This is a genomic window from Anaerostipes hadrus ATCC 29173 = JCM 17467 (assembly GCF_030296915.1).
GTDB lineage: Bacteria > Bacillota > Clostridia > Lachnospirales > Lachnospiraceae > Anaerostipes > Anaerostipes hadrus.
The window spans coordinates 1,737,472-1,754,846 of the sequence record NZ_AP028031.1; the positions used below are offsets into that span (position 1 = coordinate 1,737,472).

A 17,375-nucleotide genomic window follows, 5' to 3' on the forward strand; every position below is an offset into this window, starting at 1 on the left:
TTCACTAAATTACATGTTTTTCAGCTAATTTATCCATGATATAATCTACTGCTTCTTCTGGATCAAGTGTAACTTTTTCTCCAGCACCTTTTCTTACTTTGTCAGATGCTTTTGCGATCTTAGTTGGAGATCCAGCAAGACCAAGGTTAGAATCCTCTACATCTTTAAGGTCTTTTCTTCCCCAAACAGTTACTTCTGCATCATATGCATCAAAAATTCCACCTGGAGTCATATATCTTGGCTCGTTTAATTCAGCTAATGCTGTAACTAAGCAAGGCATTTTAGCTTTTAAGATGTGGTATCTATCTTCATACTGACGCTGTACAACTACGCTGTCACCGTCAATTTTAATGTCTTCTGCATAAGAGATAACTGGAATATCAAGATGTTCAGAAATCTGTGGTCCAACCTGAGCTGTATCACCATCGATAGCCTGACGTCCTGTGATGATCAGATCATAGTCAAGATTTCTTAATGCTCCAGCTAATGTAGTAGAAGTTGCCCATGTGTCAGCTCCTCCTAATACTCTGTCAGTTACAAGGATACCTTTATCAGCACCCATTGCCATAGCTTCACGAAGAACTTCGTCAGCTTTTGGAAGTCCCATTGTAAGAACTGTAACTTCAGCTCCATATTCATCTTTAATTCTAAGTGCTGCTTCTAATCCAGCTTTGTCATCTGGGTTCATGATAGTAAGCATAGCACCTCTGTCTAATGTACCATCTGGGTTGAATTTAACTCCACCTTTTGTATCTGGTACCTGTTTTACACAAACAACTATCTTCACGGTAAGTACCTCCCTATTTCAATAAGTTTCCAGAAATAACCATACGCTGAACTTCAGATGTTCCTTCGTAGATTTCTGTGATCTTAGCATCGCGCATCATACGTTCTACATCGTATTCTCTGATGTATCCGTAACCACCATGTAACTGAACAGCTTTTGTTGTTACTTCCATAGCAACTTCTGCTGCATATAATTTAGCCATAGCAGCTTCAACACTGTATACTTTCTGAGTAGCTTTAGCCATAGCAGCTTTGTATACTAACTGTTTTGCAGCTTCTACTTTTGTTGCCATATCAGCTAACTGGAACTGTGTATTCTGGAACTGTCCGATAGAACGTCCGAACTGTTTTCTTTCTTTTACATATTCGATTGTTCTTTCTAAAGCACCTTCTGCAAGTCCAAGAGCCTGAGAAGCGATACCAATACGTCCTCCATCAAGAGTATGCATTGCGATACCGAAACCTTTACCCTGTTTTCCTAACAGATTTTCTTTTGGAATACGGCAGTCTTCAAAAATTAATTCATATGTAGCTGATCCGCGGATACCCATTTTCTTTTCTTTTGTTCCGAATGTGAAACCTGGAGTTCCTTTTTCTACGATGAATGCAGAAATTTCTTTCATCTTTCTTCCGCGTTTTTCAACAACACCTGTTACTGCGATTACGATATAAACGTCTGCGTAGCTACCATTTGTAATGAAGCACTTAGATCCGTTTAATACCCATTCGTCTCCGTCTAATACGGCTTTTGTCTGCTGTCCCTGTGCATCTGTACCAGCACCTGGTTCTGTCAGACCAAAAGCTCCTAATTTCTTACCAGATGCTAAATCTGGGATATATTTTTTCTTCTGTTCTTCTGTACCAAAAGTCTGGATTGGATCGATACAAAGAGATGTATGTGCAGAAACGATAACACCTGTTGTACCACAAACTTTTGATAATTCTTCAACACACATAACGTATGTTAATGGATCGCATCCCTGTCCACCATATTCTTTAGGAACTGGAATACCTAAGAATCCTGCTTTAGCCATTTTTGCTACAGTTTCAACTGGAAACTGTTCATTTTCATCCACGTCCTGTGCAAGAGGCTTTACTTCTTTTTCAGCAAACTCTTTGAAAAGAGTTCTTGCCATTTCATGTTTCTTACTTAATGTGAAATCCATTCTTTATTCCTCCATCATGATTTCTATAAAGTTAACTTCTGCATCCGGAGTTCACCATCTCCGGATGCAAAAGAAAAGCTCTTTTTCTTACTTGCTGTAATCGTAGAATCCTTTACCAGTCTTACATCCTAATAATCCTCCACGAACCATCTTTCTTAATAATGGATGTGGACGATATTTTGTATCACCGAATTCATTGTAAAGTACTTCCATGATTGCAAGGCAAACGTCTAATCCAATTAAATCACCTAAAGCTAAAGGTCCCATTGGATGGTTTGCTCCTAATTTCATAGCTGTGTCGATACCTTCTACAGAAGCTACTCCATCAGCATAAATTCCGATTGCTTCGTTGATCATAGGGATTAAGATTCTGTTAACTACGAATCCAGCACCTTCTTCAACCTGTACAGGTGTTTTACCGATTTCTTCAGCGATTGCTTTGATCTTATCAACAACTTCTTTTGGTGTGTTGATACCAGCGATAACTTCAACCAGTTTCATAACAGGAGCTGGGTTAAAGAAATGCATACCGATCATTGGACGATCAAGTCCTGCACCGATTTCTGTGATTGATAAAGAAGATGTATTTGTAGCAAAGATAGCATCTTCTTTACAGATATCCTGTAATTCTTTGAATGTCTGTTTTTTGATTTCCATGTTTTCAATAGCTGCTTCTACGATTAAGTCGCAATCTGTACAGATATCTTTTACACCTGTTGTGATCTTTGCTAAGATAGCATCTGCAGCTGCCTGTTCCATTTTTCCTCTTGCAACACGTTTTTCTAAACCTTTTGCGATTTTAGCTTTTCCGTTTGCTGCAAATTCTTCATTAATATCACATAAGCATACTTCATATCCTTCTGTCTGTGCAAATGCCTGTGCGATTCCGCTACCCATTGTTCCAGCGCCGATTACTCCAACTTTCATTATAATTCCTCCTGTAAAATTATTTTACTATGTGGTTTTTCAGTCTGCAGCAAATACCGCAGACTGAAAATATATTAAATTTCATTATTATTTGTTCTGGAAAGGAACAACTTTTAATTTCTTAGCTTTGTCTTTCTCTAAGAAGTTACCCATTCCTGCTTTCTGGTCTTCTGTTTCAAAACAGCTTCCAAAAGCTTTTTCTTCAACAACGATTGCCTGATCCATATCTACCTGAAGACCTTCGTTGATTGCTTTCTTACATGCACGTACTGCGATTGGTGCATTAGATGCGATCTTGTTAGCTAATTTCTTAGCTGCTGCTAATAATTCTTCCTGTGGATATACTGCATTCACAAGTCCGATTCTGTAAGCTTCTTCAGCTTTGATGTTAAATGCTGTATAGATCATTTCTTTGGCTTTTCCAACTCCGACGATACGAGCAAGTCTCTGTGTACCACCGAATCCTGGTGTGATTCCAAGACCAACTTCAGGCTGTCCAAAGATTGCGTTTTCAGAACAGATTCTGATATCACAACTCATGGAAATCTCACATCCACCACCTAAAGCGAATCCATTGACTGCTGCGATAACTGGAATAGGGAATGTTTCGATCTTGCGGAATACATCGTTCCCTGTCTTACCGAAAGCTTCTCCTTCTGCTTTTGTTAATGTACTCATCTCTCCGATGTCAGCACCGGCAACGAAAGATTTATCTCCAGCACCTGTTAATACAACGGCTCTTGTTGCATCTAAGTCGATCGCATCAAAAGTTGCTTCGATCTCTTTTAATACTTCACTGTTTAATGCGTTTAATGCTTTTGGACGATTGATTGTTACAACACCTACAAAACCGTCCTGTTCATATGTAACGAATTCCATTCTAAGAATTCTCCTTTCCTAATTATCTATAATTAATTAGTCTCTTTCAACGATAGTTGTGCAACCCATTCCACCACCGATGCAAAGTGTTGCAAGACCTTTCTTAGCGTCTCTCTTCTGCATTTCATGAAGCAGTGTAACGAAGATACGGCATCCTGAAGCTCCTACTGGATGTCCAAGAGCGATTGCTCCACCGTTTACGTTTACTTTGCTCATATCGAATTTCAGATCTCTTGCTACTGCTACAGACTGTGCTGCGAAAGCTTCGTTTGCTTCGATCAAGTCCATATCGTCAATTGTTAAGTCTGCTTTTGCTAAAGCTTTCTTTGTAGAAGCTACTGGTCCAACACCCATGATAGATGGATCTACACCACCAAGAGCTCCTGTTACATATGTAGCCATTGGTGTAACACCTAATTCTTTGGCTTTTTCTTCGCTCATTACTACGACTGCTGCTGCACCATCGTTGATTCCTGATGCGTTACCAGCTGTAACCATTCCACCTTCTTTTCCTGAACAGCATCTTAATCCTGCTAAAGATTCAGCTGTTGTTCCAGGTCTTGGTCCTTCGTCTGTATCTACGATAACTGTTTTCTTTCTCTGTTTTACTTCTACAGGAACGATCTCATCTTTGAATCTTCCTGATTCCTGAGCTGCGACTGCTTTCTGCTGAGAAGCTGCTGCAAACTCATCTAATTCTTCACGAGTTAATCCCCACTGTTCTGCTACGTTTTCAGCTGTGATCATCATGTGATAGTGATTGAATGCATCTGTTAATGCATCGTTAACCATTGTATCTACCAGTGTTCCGTTGTTCATACGATATCCGAAACGTGCTTTTGGTAATGCAAATGGAGCCATTGACATGCTTTCCATACCACCGGCAACAACGATATCAGCATCTCCTGCCTGAATCATCTGTGCTGCCATGTTTACACAGTTTAATCCTGATCCACATACTACGTTAACTGTAACTGCTGGTGTTTCAATTGGAAGTCCTGCGTTTAAGGAAGCCTGACGAGCAACGTTCTGTCCTAATCCTGCCTGGATAACGCATCCCATGTATACATGGTCTACCTGATCAGCTGGAACTCCTGCTCTCTTTAATGCTTCTTTGATTACGATTGATCCCATGTCTACTGCTGGTACTGTGCTGAGTACTCCACCCATTTTACCAATCGCTGTACGGCATGCTCCTGCGATAACTACTTTCTTTGCCATATCAATTTTCCTCCATATTCTTGATTATTATACTTTGGCGATCTTCTCTCTCGCCGATATGTTAATACTATCACAATCTTTTCTCATTTTCAATTGCTATTTTTTAAAAAGATTTTCAATAAATTGTGCAAAGTGCCAAAAGCCGCATAAATACGTGTTTTTTCGATGTATACAATGTCCTTGTCGGATTGTATTTTTTTTAACACAATCCGACATAACTTATAACACTTTCTCACCGAATTGATAACTTTCTTGTATTTTCTATGAAATAATCCTGATTTTTTCGTGAAAAAAATAACAATTTTTACAATATAAATATATTTACACGCTTTATAAATTGATTTTTCGTTAAATTTACTTCACTTTCAACATGTCTAACTTAACACATCCCTGTATTTTTTCATTGAAAGAAAAAACTTTTTATTCCTATGAAAAATCCCCATATTTTTTAAAAACTTATTTCTGTACACGCAAAAAGAGAGCTTGGTGTGTGCGTTAAAACACCAAACTCTCTTTTCTCTTCTATATTATTGTCTTCTGATCATTAACGATCCTGCATACTGATACAATCGATCGCTACCGGACCACCTCTGACTACTTCAATATTTGTATAACGTTCTTTAAACACCTTTAAAATAGAATCATTCTTTGTCTCTGTACGAATTGCTTCTATTAATAAGCTGTCTTTTCCCATATCCTTGATCAGGAAACGGAACACTTCTGCCATCTGGAAGATCTCTGCCATCTGCTTCTCTGTAAGACTTTTCACTTTGATAAACATGATTTCCTTTGTTCGGATCGATGTATCTGTATAGTCAATAACTTTAATAACTTCCACGCTTCGATTTAACTGTTTCTTGACCTGTTCAAATGTCTTTTCATCTGCATCAATACAGATCGTCATACGAGACATTGTTGGATCTTCTGTTTCTCCAACTGTAAGACTGTGTATATTGTAGGCTTTTCCAGAGAATAGTCCGGAAATTCTTGCAAGAACACCAGCACGGTTTTCTACGAACAAGGAAAGCCATCTTCTTTCCATCTGATTATCCATTTTCATTCCTCCTATTCTTCTCCACGTTCCATGATCAGATCTGTGATAGATCCATTTGGTTTCACCATTGGCATAACAAGTTCTTCATTCTCAATGATAAATTCAATGATCGTTGGCCCATCTGTTTTCGCTTTTGCTTTCTCAAATGCTGGGATAATTTCTTCTTTCTTAAAGACTCTGATCCCCTGTGCTCCATAACTTTCAGCAAGTTTTACAAAATCTGGTGTATATGGCGGACATTTTGAAAAATCTCCATCACAATGATGTTCACAACTCTTTCTTCTTCTTAAACATGTACCTGCATATGCTTTATCATAGAAGAGATCCTGCCACTGTCTCACCATTCCAAGATACCCATTATTTAAAATACAGATTGTAATAGGAAGTTCCTGAATCACAGCTGTCGCGATCTCCTGGGAATTCATCTGAAATCCACCATCTCCAGATACACAAACAACTTCTCTTCCTGGATTACCAATTGCTGCACCAATTGCTGCTGGAAGACCATAACCCATCGTTCCGAGTCCACCAGATGTCAGCATCTGTCGTCTTCCATATAGTTGTAAGAACTGTGTCGTCCACATCTGATTCTGTCCAACGTCTGTTGTAACAATTGGTTCATCAAAGTACTCATTGATCGCATCAATGACCTGTTTGGGAACTAATTTTTCTTTTTCTTCCATTACTAATGGCTTTTGTTCATGCCATTCATTCATTCTTGACAGCCATTCATCTACTTTACATGGTTCTTCATTTTCTGCAATAGACAACATTAATGCGATGGCTTCTTTTGCATCTCCTACCAATGGCACATCAACTGTAACGTTCTTAGAGATCGCCGCTGTATCAATATCAATATGAATGATCTTGGCATCCGATGCAAATGTTCCAAGTTTTCCTGTAATTCGGTCATTAAATCTTGTTCCAATGGAAATCAACAGGTCACAATCATTTACTGCCTGATTTGCAGCATAATTTCCATGCATTCCAATATTTCCATAATATAATTCATGATTTGTTGGTACGATTCCTCGTCCCATGATCGTTGTAACAACTGGAACCTTTAATGTTTCCATTAATTTGCACATCTCTTCTTGTGCCCCTGCGATCTTCGCACCTCCACCGATTAAGAATAATGGACGTTTCGCATCATAGATCATATTCATTGCACGAAGAATCTGTCCATGATGTGGTTTCGTGTTTGGTTTATATCCACGGATATTGACTTCCTCTGGATATTCATCACTTCCTAATTCTGCCATCACATCTTTTGGAAGATCTAATAAGACTGGTCCCGGTTTCCCTGTTCTTGCAATATAAAATGCCTCTTTGATCAGGCGATTCAAATCCTCTCTTTTACGGACGACTATAACAAATTTCGCGATATTTCTTGTAACTCCGACAATATCGATCTCCTGAAATGTATCATTACCGATCAGATTTGTGGCAACCTGTCCTGTAAAACACACCAATGGCACACTGTCATAATTCGCTGTTGCTATTCCTGTAACAAGGTTTGTGGCACCTGGTCCACTTGTTGCCAGACAGACACCAACTTTTCCTGTAGCTCTTGCATATCCATCTGCCGCATGGATCAACCCCTGCTCATGTCTTGGAAGAATCAGTTCTACTTGATCCTGCTTATAGATTTCATCAAAAATATCAATGACACACGCACCCGGGTATCCAAAGATCTTCTCTACGCCTTCTTCCTGTAATGCCTTTACCAGAAATTCATTTCCTGTCATTTTACCCATACTACATCTCCTCCATCTCTTCTTCCAGATTAGTCTCATCTAGTGTATATTTCACTTCTTCCTGAGCCTGTATTTTAAAATCTTCCACCTGTTCTTCTCCAACAACTGGAAGATCATCTGTTGATTTTACTCCAAAACATCTCAAAAATTCTTCTGTCGTACGAAATAAGATCGGACGCCCGATCGCATCCAGCCGTCCAGCCTCTTTGATCAGCCGGTATTCTAACAGCTTGTTGATCGGATGATCGCATTTCACACCTCGGATCGCTTCAATCTCTTGTTTCGTTACTGGCTGCTTATAAGCAATGATCGATAAAGTCTCAAGCATTACATCCGTAAGCCTTGGTTTCTTTGGATGGTTCACAATTCTTATCAATGATCCATAATATTCCGTTTTGGTACAAAGCTGATAAGCATCATCCAATTCCAATAACCGGATTCCTCTCTCTTCTTTGTCATATTCTATCTGTAACAGTTTGATCAACTCATCAAACTGTTCATCATCTATCTCAAGTGCCTCCATCAGCTGCCGCCTTGTCACACTTGTTCCCATCGAAAATAAAATTCCTTCGATCGCTGCAAGTTTATTCTTCATAAATTCATTACTCCAATGCCCGTATGAAAATATCATCTTCGATATTTTCCTGTTGAACGTAAATCTTTCCTGTCTTCATCAATTCAAGAACCGCCAGAAATGTGACGATCACTGTTTCTTTTGTCTCCTGTTCGTTTAGAAGGTCATAAAAGTTCACTTCTTTATATTGTATAATATAATTATACACTTCCGTGATCTTATCTTCTAATTTGATCTCTTCCTGCTTGATCTCCCCAAATTCGCTTCGGATCGGATCTAACTTATCCTGTCGTTTTCTCATCACAAACTGAAAAACTTCAGAAATCCTCTGTAAAGTTACCTCTGATAACATCTGCACAGGATCGATCTCTTCTCTGTATGCAAGTACTTGCGGTGGAATATCTGGTGATCTAAAAAAACTCTTCTCTGCCGTCATCTCTCGTTCTTTCAACTGTAAAGAGGCATATTTATAAATCTTATATTCAATCAGTCTTCTTACAAGTTCTTCTCTCGGATCTCCTTCTTCTTCCTCTTCTTCCTTCACTGGAAGCAACATCTTCGCCTTGATCTTTAATAATGTGGCTGCCATAACGAGAAAGTCACTCATCACATCAAGATCTTCCTCTTCCATAGAGCGGATATAATCAAGATACTGGCTTGTGATCTCAGAGATTGGAATATCATAAATATCCACTTTATTCTTCTCGATCAGATGCAACAGAAGATCTAATGGTCCTTCAAATGCATTTACCTTAATATCTATTCCCATAAATCAGTCTCTCTTCTTTAATTCAATGCATGAAATCTCTGGTTTATTAAACAATCTTAATTTGATGGAATGGTTTCCAAGTCCACGGCTTAAGATCATCGTTGTCTCTCCCTCATGAAACTCTCCTGCATCGTATTTTGGAAAAATCTGAAATTGCGGTGAGATCACACCTCCAAATTTCGGAATTCTTACCATTCCTCCATGGAAATGACCAGCTAAGACAAGATCACTGCCCCAATCTGCATATGTTTTTAAATAGTTTGGGTTATGTGCTAATAAAATATGAAAAATGTTTCCTGGAGAACTTCCTACCACAGATTCCATATGAGAAAGCGGCATGCGCGGTACATGAAATCTCTGATAATATTTCTTCTCAAGATCAAACGCAGTTAAAGAAATAAATCCAGTCTCTGACTGAATTACGATCGTTTCATTCGAAATGTGATGTATGTTATACTCTTTCAGACTATGAACATAATCTTTATAACGCACACCAAAGATTTCTTCATTCCTTGCAAGCTTCAATTCGTGGTTTCCATCCGCATAATAGATCGGATACTTTGCAGATAACTCTTTCATCAGTGCAAGCGGCACTTCCTCATTCGAAGATTCGCGGCTTATTACCATATCTCCTCCAACCAGGATCATATCCGGTCTGCATTCATCAATTCGTTCGATCAATTCCTGATTATTCTCTCCAAACTGTGCACAATGCAGATCTGTTAAAAACACGATCCGATATCCATCAAATGCTTCTGGAATCTTTTCTGACTCTATTTCGTAATATTCAACTGTCAATCTCTTATTTTCATAACTGCTTAAAAGCACTGCCACGGCAATCCCCACAACCAACAGCACTGCTATGATCCATATCCATAAAGGAATCATAAACACTCCTTCTCTCTGTTTCCCAATCCATCTTCTGATTCGTAAATGTCTTTTTCCTATTTTACTAGATATAGCAAAAAAAAACAACCCATAGCACAACATCTTTAGGAATATTGTACAAAAAAAGAGAATGCCTAGATTCTGACATCCTCTTTTTCTCATTATAATATTACTGTCTGGAAAGCAGCCTTATTTTACGATTGCGATCGTGCTTCCGATATCAAGTGCTGGAAGCTCTGCCTTTTCCATACAGATAGTTCCTGGAAGACACTCAGCGTCTTCTCCACCAAAGTTATATGTAACATGTCCTAAATTCTTCAGATTCTCGTTGGCAACTTCTCCAACTTTTACAATCTTGAATTCTTTACCGTCAATTACAAGTTTACATCCAGGAGTTACTTCTCCATCTACTGGATTTACATCGATGGAATAGCAGAAATCTTTCAGAGTATCTGGTGCGTTATCACCAAATGTAACGAAGATCCCTTCTTCTCTAAATGCGTCTACCATAGCTCCTTTTCCTTTAATCGTTACCTGATACATAATACTACTTTCCTTTCTCACTAATAATTATTTTTATTTTGCTGCATATAATCCAAAGCTTGCTAAGTAACCAACGATAACTCGAGGTACCCCAGTGATAAATCTTGAGTACAGTACAGCTGGTACACCAACTTCTACTGTTTCAGGATCTGCTTCTGCAAGTCCAAGTCCTACTGGAACGAAGTCACAAGCACACTGTGTATTGATTGCAAATAATGCTGGAAGTGCAAGGCTTGGTTCAATGTTTCCTTTACCAATTTCTACACCGATCAATGTTCCAACGATCTGAGCAATTACAGCTCCAGGTCCAAGCAGACAGCTTAAGAATGGAATAGAACAAATAAATCCTAAGATTACAAGTCCGATGATATTTCCACATAATGGCTGTAATAATTTAGCAAACCAGTTACCGAATCCAGATCCCTGAATGATACCGATCAGCAATGATACGAATCCCATGAATGGAATGATCGTATGAAGTACTGTGTTTGTAGATTCTTTCGCTGCACTATTGAAAGTAGCAACGACTTTACCAGCTCCCATACCAATTCTCTGGATCAAGCTTGATTTTGATGAGCTTCCCATTGTTTCAGATACTTTCTTATCTGCGCTGTATTTGAAGTCTTTTTCTTCTTTTGCAGGTGCTGCTTCTGAAATAGGTGCTGCAGATCCATCTGCCAATGCAATGTTATCATTTTTAACACCAGATACATAAATATCTTCTGTGATATATTTTGCCATTGGTCCAGATTTTCCAACTGGGTTGATATTGATCGTTGGAATTCTCTTCTGTGGATAAATTCCACAACGAAGTGTTCCACCACAGTCAATGATCACAAGGAAGATCTCTTCTTCTGGAACAGATGTCTTAAATCCGTTAACTGGACGGCATCCTGTTAATTCTACGATTTTAGGTAAGATATCAGGTTCTGCTCCACCACCTGTGATATATAATAATACATCTTTTCCTTCTTTAGGTTCTACTGTTAATGGACCACCAAATCCACCGCTTCCCTGTGTGATCGTAATCGCTCTATATTCTGACATAGTTTTTCCTCCTAATTACACTCGTAAATCCATCTTATTTCAATTCGTTACTTAATTCGATTCCCTGCTGTTTCATAACCATCTTTGTTGTAAAGTCTGTTACCCATCCTGAGAAGAAGTTCATAACAAGACCAACTAACATATAACGAAGACCTAATTCTGTCATATCAAATCCAGCTTTCTGAACACCCTGTGCAATTCCAAGGTAAATAAAGATTTCACCTGGGTTAATATGAGAGAAAATTCCACTGTTTGTATGGCAATGATAAGAAGCTGATGCATAATAGCTTGGTTTCATTCTTTCTGGAAGGAATTTACCCATTGATAATCCCATTGGGTTTCCTAACATAAATGCTGAAATAAATGGTAATACTCCATATGCAAGGATTACGTTTCCTGAACATATTTTAGCAAATTTATTAACTCTTTCCTGTCCAATCAGGGCGATGATCGTATTCATTAGGATTAACAGTAATAATACCTTTGGTACGATTCCTGACACCCAGCTTATAAATGTTTCTGCACCTGTATCAAATAATCCCATGAATCCTGATGCACCTTTAATAATGATATTCATATAATTCTCCTTTCATTTCAGGCTTTTTTCTTATTGACACCGTAAATCTTGTCTCCAATTCTTGTAAACAGACTCGGCTTTTCTAAGACTTCGCCTCCACTCATAATCGTGTTGTAATTTGAGGAAGCATTAAGCACTGCTCTTCTTAAGGATACACCGATCGTTGCACAATCATCTTTTTTAATCGTTCCAACATCAATTCCATTAAAGAAATCCCAGTTTTTAAATCGTGCAAGCATTGTAAATCCTCTCATAAAGCAACCATCTATGATCACTCCATCCTGATCGATCGCAAACATAACGATCGCACCTGCATGAAAACCGCCTTTTGCCTTTCCTATGGCAACCCGGCCTTTTTTTCGAAGTTTTGTATAAAATTTATTAAAACTTTTCATCTGCACCATCTGAAATAAAAATTGCAGACAAAATGCTGCAAGCATCGCCACAGCTATGACCATAAATGACATCGTCTTCCTCCTTTTCGCTTACTCAAATATATTATTTTCTTCTGCAATATAGAGAAGAAATTCTCTGTAGCTTTCCATTTTCTGGATCTTAGAAATGACATCCGGTTTCTTGCCAATCGACAAAATATCATCATATAATCGGACAAGTACTGTGTCATCTTCCATTGATTCAGGAATTCCCAGTAAAATAATGATTCGGATATTTCCGTATTTATCATCTTTTAACATATCTGGAAACACACCCATTGCCAATGTTAATTTTGACAGCATATTCTTTGTATGTGGAAACGCAATATTCTGGTCAAGAACCATTGTTGAATATTTTTCACGTTCTCTCACTCTCTGGGCAAATCCTGCATCAAGTTCTCCCTGATTGGTAAGTGCCCTTGCCATCCGATCAACGTTCTCATCATATGAACTTTCTTGATCCAGAACAAAAAATCTCGTTTCATCTAATAAATTCATAAACAAAGAATCTATTCCCTTTCGGATTGTTCGTCCTGCTTCAGAAAGGTATCTCATATTTTCAAATTTACGTTGAATATATTCTCTATCGAATACTTCATCCATAAAAATGACCGGGGTTTTCGTATCCATATGTAATTCTGTCGTCGTAACAATATAATCAAAATCATCTTTGCGATTTTCATCGAAGATACCATAGAAAATTTCAAATTCCGGTTCTACATCAAAGATTTTCTTTAACTGATTCTCGATCAGACGTCCGATGATCTTTCCAGATCCACAAACGATCGCGATCTTGCATCGTTTCTTTTCTGGTTCCTGCTCTAATAAAAACACTCCAAAATAAGCAGCCAGAAATCCCATCTCATCTTCTGTCATCTCGATTCCTACACGTTCTTCCAAAACACCTTTTGCAATCTCCGCCATTTTATAGGCTACACTGTATTTGTTCTTGAAATCATCAACCATCGGATTATAAATATGAAAGCCATATTTTAGCCGGTTGATCATAAAAAATACGTGATAGACAAAATCATCAAATAATTCATTTGCTACAACTGTTACATTAAGTTCTGCTTTGATCCGATCTAAAATTTCAATGATAAGATCTGCAACACCTTCCGAAATACTGATCTTTTGCTCGATCTCTGCTGTATTTGCCGGTGTTCTCATTCCTGCTACAGATATACTTAAAAACAATCGCTCTTCTTTGGATATCTTATATCCTTTGACCTGTTCAATTTCATTAAGGAACTCATCCACGATCATGTATGCTGAACTTCCATACAGTTCTTCATATTTCGGCTCCAGCTTTTTAATCGTATGTCCACTTTCCATTCTCTGAATCATCACAACGAAGAATCTGTAAAAGAAACCGAATCCCAGTGCATCCATTGATAATCTTTCCTGAAAATCATATAGTTTTTCACGAATTATCTGTCCAAGTGGGAAGTTTAAATACAGTTGTTCATAGATATTCTCTAAGATGAACAGGCGAATCTTATACTCATCGCCACAAAGAGCCAGTCCTGTATTGGCTTTCCCTTTGATCTTCAGGTCGTATTTCTCAATCACCTTTCTTAATCGGTTCAGATCACCGATCGTTGTTGTTCTGGCAACCTTCATCTCCTCAGAAAGATCATCCGTTAGATACGGTTCCTCGGCATGCATCAGCTGCCAGAACATATATGCCATTCTTGTATGACTGGAATTAAAAAGGTCTTCCTGTTTGTAAATCTTATTGCGGATTTCTGTAAAACCTTTCGGTGCAAACACGATCAGTTTACATGTTCCTTTGTTATTGCTGATACATGCGTATCCTCCAAGCAGGCAATTCAATTCCTTAATGTCATTGCGGATCGTTTTTTGCGACACATCAAGCTTTGCCGCGAGGCTTTCTACACTGCAAACAGATTGCATTTCGATATTCCTTAAAATAACTGCGGTTCTGTTTTCATTGTTAAAAAGCTGTTTCATATTGATCCTCTTTTCTATTGATACAGGTTAATTGTTTTTAACCTCTTGTTTTTCCTCCTGCTACGTTCACTGTAACTCCATGAACATAAGAAGCTCTCTGACTTGCAAGATATACACACATATCTGCAACTTCTGATAATTTACCAGATCTTCCTAGTGGAATTGTAGATGTTTTAGAATATCCAGCTCTTAAGTCATCTACTGTGATTCCTCTTGTATATGCTAATGCTGATTCATAAGCAATTGTACGAAGTCCTGTAGCTTCCATGATTCCAGGTGCTACTCCGACAACTCTGACTCCCTGTTTTCCAAGTTCTTTTGCCCAAGATCTTGTCAAAGAGTTTACAGCGTTCTTTGTTGCTGCGTAAACGCTCTGTCCTTCAGATCCTTCCAGACCACTTTCAGAAGACATGTTAATGATAACTCCTTCACCTTTTTCAACAAGCACACGACCAACAGCCTGTGCACAGAAGAATACACCTTTTAAGTTTACATTGCAAACTTTATCCCATACTGCTTCATCTAATTCGTACTGTCCTTTTGGATCTTTTGGATCTACTAACAAACGAGGGATGTTGATTCCGGCATTGTTTACTAATACGTCGATCGTTCCGAATGTTTCTTTGGCTTTTTCTACCATTGCTTCAACATCTGCTACTTTTGTAACATCTGTTTTCACATACAGTAATTTTCCTGCTGCTTCGTCCATCTCTGGTGCTTCAGGTGCCATATCAGAAATGACTACGTTAGATCCTGCATTTAAGAATCCCTGTGCAACTGCTTTTCCGATTCCAGATGCTCCACCAGTTACGATGACTGTTTTTCCTTCAAGATTTAACCAAGATTCGCTCATTATAATCCTCCTTTGAATCTGTGTTTCTTTGCTTCATGAGTTCATTATATAGAGCGTCAAGGAAAAATTTAATTCTTTCATTTTCCATCGTGAAGAAATTTTGTGGACTTATTACAAAAAATGGCTTAAAATCAAGAAATATTGAGTGGAAATTTTTTTAATCTGTGTCAAAAAATCTGCCTTATTTATTGTTTCTTGTGCCAGGATCTTTTCTTTATGGATCATAATATTACCTTTGCTATATTGAATCTCACCAATCTTCTGTCCTTTCTTCACTGGTGCTTTCACAGAATCTATCTTGATCTTTTTCACGATCTTTCCCTTCTGTGTTTTAATATCGATCAGATCAGCAGTCACCTTTTCTTGGCAGGATACTTCTGATCTCTGACCCTTTTGTACTGGAATCCTTCCGATTTCTTTTCTTGTAGTTTCGCTGTGTATCCGCTGGCAATTTGAAAATCCATAGTCCAAAAGAGTTCTTGCATCTTTAATCCTTGCTTTAGAGCTTTCACACCCCATCACTACCGCAATCATATGAATCTTATTTCTTGTTGCAGTTGCACTTAGACAAAATCCTGCTTCCCCTGTACTTCCAGTCTTCATTCCTGTACATCCATGGTACTGACGGATCAGTTTGTTTGTGTTACTTAAACCAAATTCTTTCTCACCTTTTTTCGTTTTATGTATGATCGTATCCATCCAGATCTTTGTATATTTAAAAACTTCTGGATATCTTTGTGCAAGTTCTCTCGTCATCAACGCAATATCATATGCACTTGTCACATGTCCTTTTGCATCAAGCCCACAGGCATTTTGAAATGTCGTATGTTTCATTCCAAGCTCTCTGGCTTTTTTGTTCATCCTTGATACGAACGCTTCCTCACTTCCGCAGACATGCTCTGCCAATGCAACAACCGCATCATTCGCACTTGAGATCACAACACATTTGATCAATGTTTGTACCTGCTGCTTCTCTCCTGTTTCTAAAAACACCTGAGAGCCACCCATAGATGCTGCATGTTCACTGACTGTAACCGTATCTGTAAGTTTGATCTTACCTTGCTTTAAGTCTTCAAAAATAAGCAGCAAGGACATTATTTTCGTTACACTGGCTGGTGCAAGTTCTTTATCCTTATCTTTCGCAAATAAGATTTCCTTGCTTTCCTGTTCCATAACTACTGCTGATTTTGCTGAAAGATCAAGTACTGGTGCTGCTGTTTCTAAAAATCTTGCCTCTCTTGCCATGACTGGACAATGAAAGCTTTGAACGAGTATTGCTGCAACGAGCAGTATCTCTTTCCATTTCTGCATGCATCCACCTCAAACCTGTTTGTTATAGTTTAGTGGCAGATACTTAGATTTATACATAATTTCTTTGCAGTATATGTTTTTTTAAAAAAGAAAACCAGAAATATCTTCTGATCATATCTCTGATTTTCCTTCATTTATCTTGTTTTCTTACCCCAACGATTCGCAGATCTCAACTTTTTATATTCATCATATGCTTGTTTTAAGATCTCTTTCTCATTAGGAAATTTCAATAAGTGGTAAGCCTCGTGAAATTTGTAATACCCTGAGTCTACAAAAAACTCTTCCTTCTGAGGTTTTGAGTGATAGTTCTCGGATTCCATCAAGTACCAGTGTACACTCTTTATGATCTGTTCATGAAATGAATAGAAAGAATATTCACTTTTCCCTACATACTTGATAATTGATGCGTCCGCGTCTGTCTCTTCCTTTACCTCACGAAGTGCTGTCTGCTCGTGAGTCTCTCCTTGCTCAACAGTACCTTTCGGAAGTACCCAGCCATCATATCGGTTCTTATAACTTTTGTATAACAGCAAAATCTTTCCTCTAAATATTACGACACCACCACAGCTCGTTGCTTTTGTCACCAGTTACAACCTCCTGTCTCTTAAACGATCT

18 protein-coding genes are annotated in these 17,375 nt (G+C 38.3%); all 18 read right to left on the reverse strand.

What is annotated here, in order from left to right; all coding sequences use genetic code 11:
• Window positions 1-4: 4 nt before the first annotated feature.
• The 18 genes from QUE18_RS08495 to QUE18_RS08580 all read right to left on the reverse strand — a co-directional run bounded on the left by QUE18_RS08495 (window position 5) and on the right by QUE18_RS08580 (window position 17,344).
• Complete coding sequence (locus QUE18_RS08495; protein ID WP_008392574.1) at window positions 5-787, reverse strand: electron transfer flavoprotein subunit beta/FixA family protein; 783 nt, start codon at window positions 785-787, stop codon at window positions 5-7.
• Window positions 788-800: 13 nt separating this feature from the next.
• On the reverse strand, window positions 801-1,952 hold the full coding sequence (locus tag QUE18_RS08500) for an acyl-CoA dehydrogenase (RefSeq protein WP_008392576.1): 1,152 nt from the start codon (window positions 1,950-1,952) through the stop codon (window positions 801-803).
• An 87-nt stretch (window positions 1,953-2,039) separates the two neighbouring features.
• Window positions 2,040-2,879, reverse strand: a complete 840-nt coding sequence (locus QUE18_RS08505) for a 3-hydroxybutyryl-CoA dehydrogenase (RefSeq protein ID WP_008392577.1) — start codon at window positions 2,877-2,879, stop codon at window positions 2,040-2,042.
• Between the two features lie 87 nt (window positions 2,880-2,966).
• Window positions 2,967-3,758, reverse strand: a complete 792-nt coding sequence (locus QUE18_RS08510; RefSeq protein WP_008392578.1) for an enoyl-CoA hydratase-related protein — start codon at window positions 3,756-3,758, stop codon at window positions 2,967-2,969.
• A 36-nt stretch (window positions 3,759-3,794) separates the two neighbouring features.
• The gene (locus tag QUE18_RS08515; protein ID WP_009204510.1) at window positions 3,795-4,979 is read right to left on the reverse strand and encodes an acetyl-CoA C-acetyltransferase; all 1,185 of its coding nucleotides are present in this window, start codon (window positions 4,977-4,979) and stop codon (window positions 3,795-3,797) included.
• A 544-nt stretch (window positions 4,980-5,523) separates the two neighbouring features.
• Window positions 5,524-6,033, reverse strand: coding sequence for an acetolactate synthase small subunit (ilvN, locus tag QUE18_RS08520; protein WP_015530385.1), 510 nt, complete (start codon window positions 6,031-6,033; stop codon window positions 5,524-5,526).
• Between the two features lie 11 nt (window positions 6,034-6,044).
• Window positions 6,045-7,790: a biosynthetic-type acetolactate synthase large subunit gene (ilvB, locus tag QUE18_RS08525; RefSeq protein ID WP_009204509.1), complete on the reverse strand. Its 1,746-nt coding sequence runs from the start codon at window positions 7,788-7,790 to the stop codon at window positions 6,045-6,047.
• A gap of 1 nt (window position 7,791) precedes the next feature.
• Window positions 7,792-8,385, reverse strand: coding sequence for an SMC-Scp complex subunit ScpB (scpB, locus tag QUE18_RS08530; RefSeq protein WP_040344525.1), 594 nt, complete (start codon window positions 8,383-8,385; stop codon window positions 7,792-7,794).
• 7 nt (window positions 8,386-8,392) lie between these two features.
• Window positions 8,393-9,133 carry a segregation and condensation protein A gene (locus QUE18_RS08535; protein ID WP_009204507.1) on the reverse strand — a complete coding sequence of 247 codons (741 nt, stop codon included), beginning with the start codon at window positions 9,131-9,133 and terminating at the stop codon, window positions 8,393-8,395.
• 3 nt (window positions 9,134-9,136) lie between these two features.
• The gene (locus QUE18_RS08540; RefSeq protein WP_070099282.1) at window positions 9,137-10,021 is read right to left on the reverse strand and encodes a metallophosphoesterase; all 885 of its coding nucleotides are present in this window, start codon (window positions 10,019-10,021) and stop codon (window positions 9,137-9,139) included.
• A 189-nt stretch (window positions 10,022-10,210) separates the two neighbouring features.
• A complete protein-coding gene (locus QUE18_RS08545; protein WP_008392588.1) occupies window positions 10,211-10,564 on the reverse strand; it encodes a PTS glucitol/sorbitol transporter subunit IIA in 354 nt (117 codons plus the stop codon).
• Between the two features lie 33 nt (window positions 10,565-10,597).
• A complete protein-coding gene (srlE, locus tag QUE18_RS08550; RefSeq protein ID WP_009204505.1) occupies window positions 10,598-11,611 on the reverse strand; it encodes a PTS glucitol/sorbitol transporter subunit IIB in 1,014 nt (337 codons plus the stop codon).
• A 34-nt stretch (window positions 11,612-11,645) separates the two neighbouring features.
• Window positions 11,646-12,188: a PTS glucitol/sorbitol transporter subunit IIC gene (gene srlA, locus QUE18_RS08555; protein WP_009204504.1), complete on the reverse strand. Its 543-nt coding sequence runs from the start codon at window positions 12,186-12,188 to the stop codon at window positions 11,646-11,648.
• Window positions 12,189-12,205: 17 nt separating this feature from the next.
• The gene (locus tag QUE18_RS08560; protein WP_015530380.1) at window positions 12,206-12,655 is read right to left on the reverse strand and encodes a transcriptional regulator GutM; all 450 of its coding nucleotides are present in this window, start codon (window positions 12,653-12,655) and stop codon (window positions 12,206-12,208) included.
• 18 nt (window positions 12,656-12,673) lie between these two features.
• Window positions 12,674-14,596, reverse strand: coding sequence for a BglG family transcription antiterminator (locus QUE18_RS08565; protein WP_009204502.1), 1,923 nt, complete (start codon window positions 14,594-14,596; stop codon window positions 12,674-12,676).
• Between the two features lie 37 nt (window positions 14,597-14,633).
• Complete coding sequence (locus QUE18_RS08570; RefSeq protein ID WP_008392594.1) at window positions 14,634-15,449, reverse strand: SDR family oxidoreductase; 816 nt, start codon at window positions 15,447-15,449, stop codon at window positions 14,634-14,636.
• Between the two features lie 111 nt (window positions 15,450-15,560).
• On the reverse strand, window positions 15,561-16,760 hold the full coding sequence (locus QUE18_RS08575; RefSeq protein WP_009204501.1) for a D-alanyl-D-alanine carboxypeptidase family protein: 1,200 nt from the start codon (window positions 16,758-16,760) through the stop codon (window positions 15,561-15,563).
• Between the two features lie 134 nt (window positions 16,761-16,894).
• Window positions 16,895-17,344, reverse strand: a complete 450-nt coding sequence (locus QUE18_RS08580; protein WP_008392597.1) for an NUDIX hydrolase — start codon at window positions 17,342-17,344, stop codon at window positions 16,895-16,897.
• Window positions 17,345-17,375: the final 31 nt, after the last annotated feature.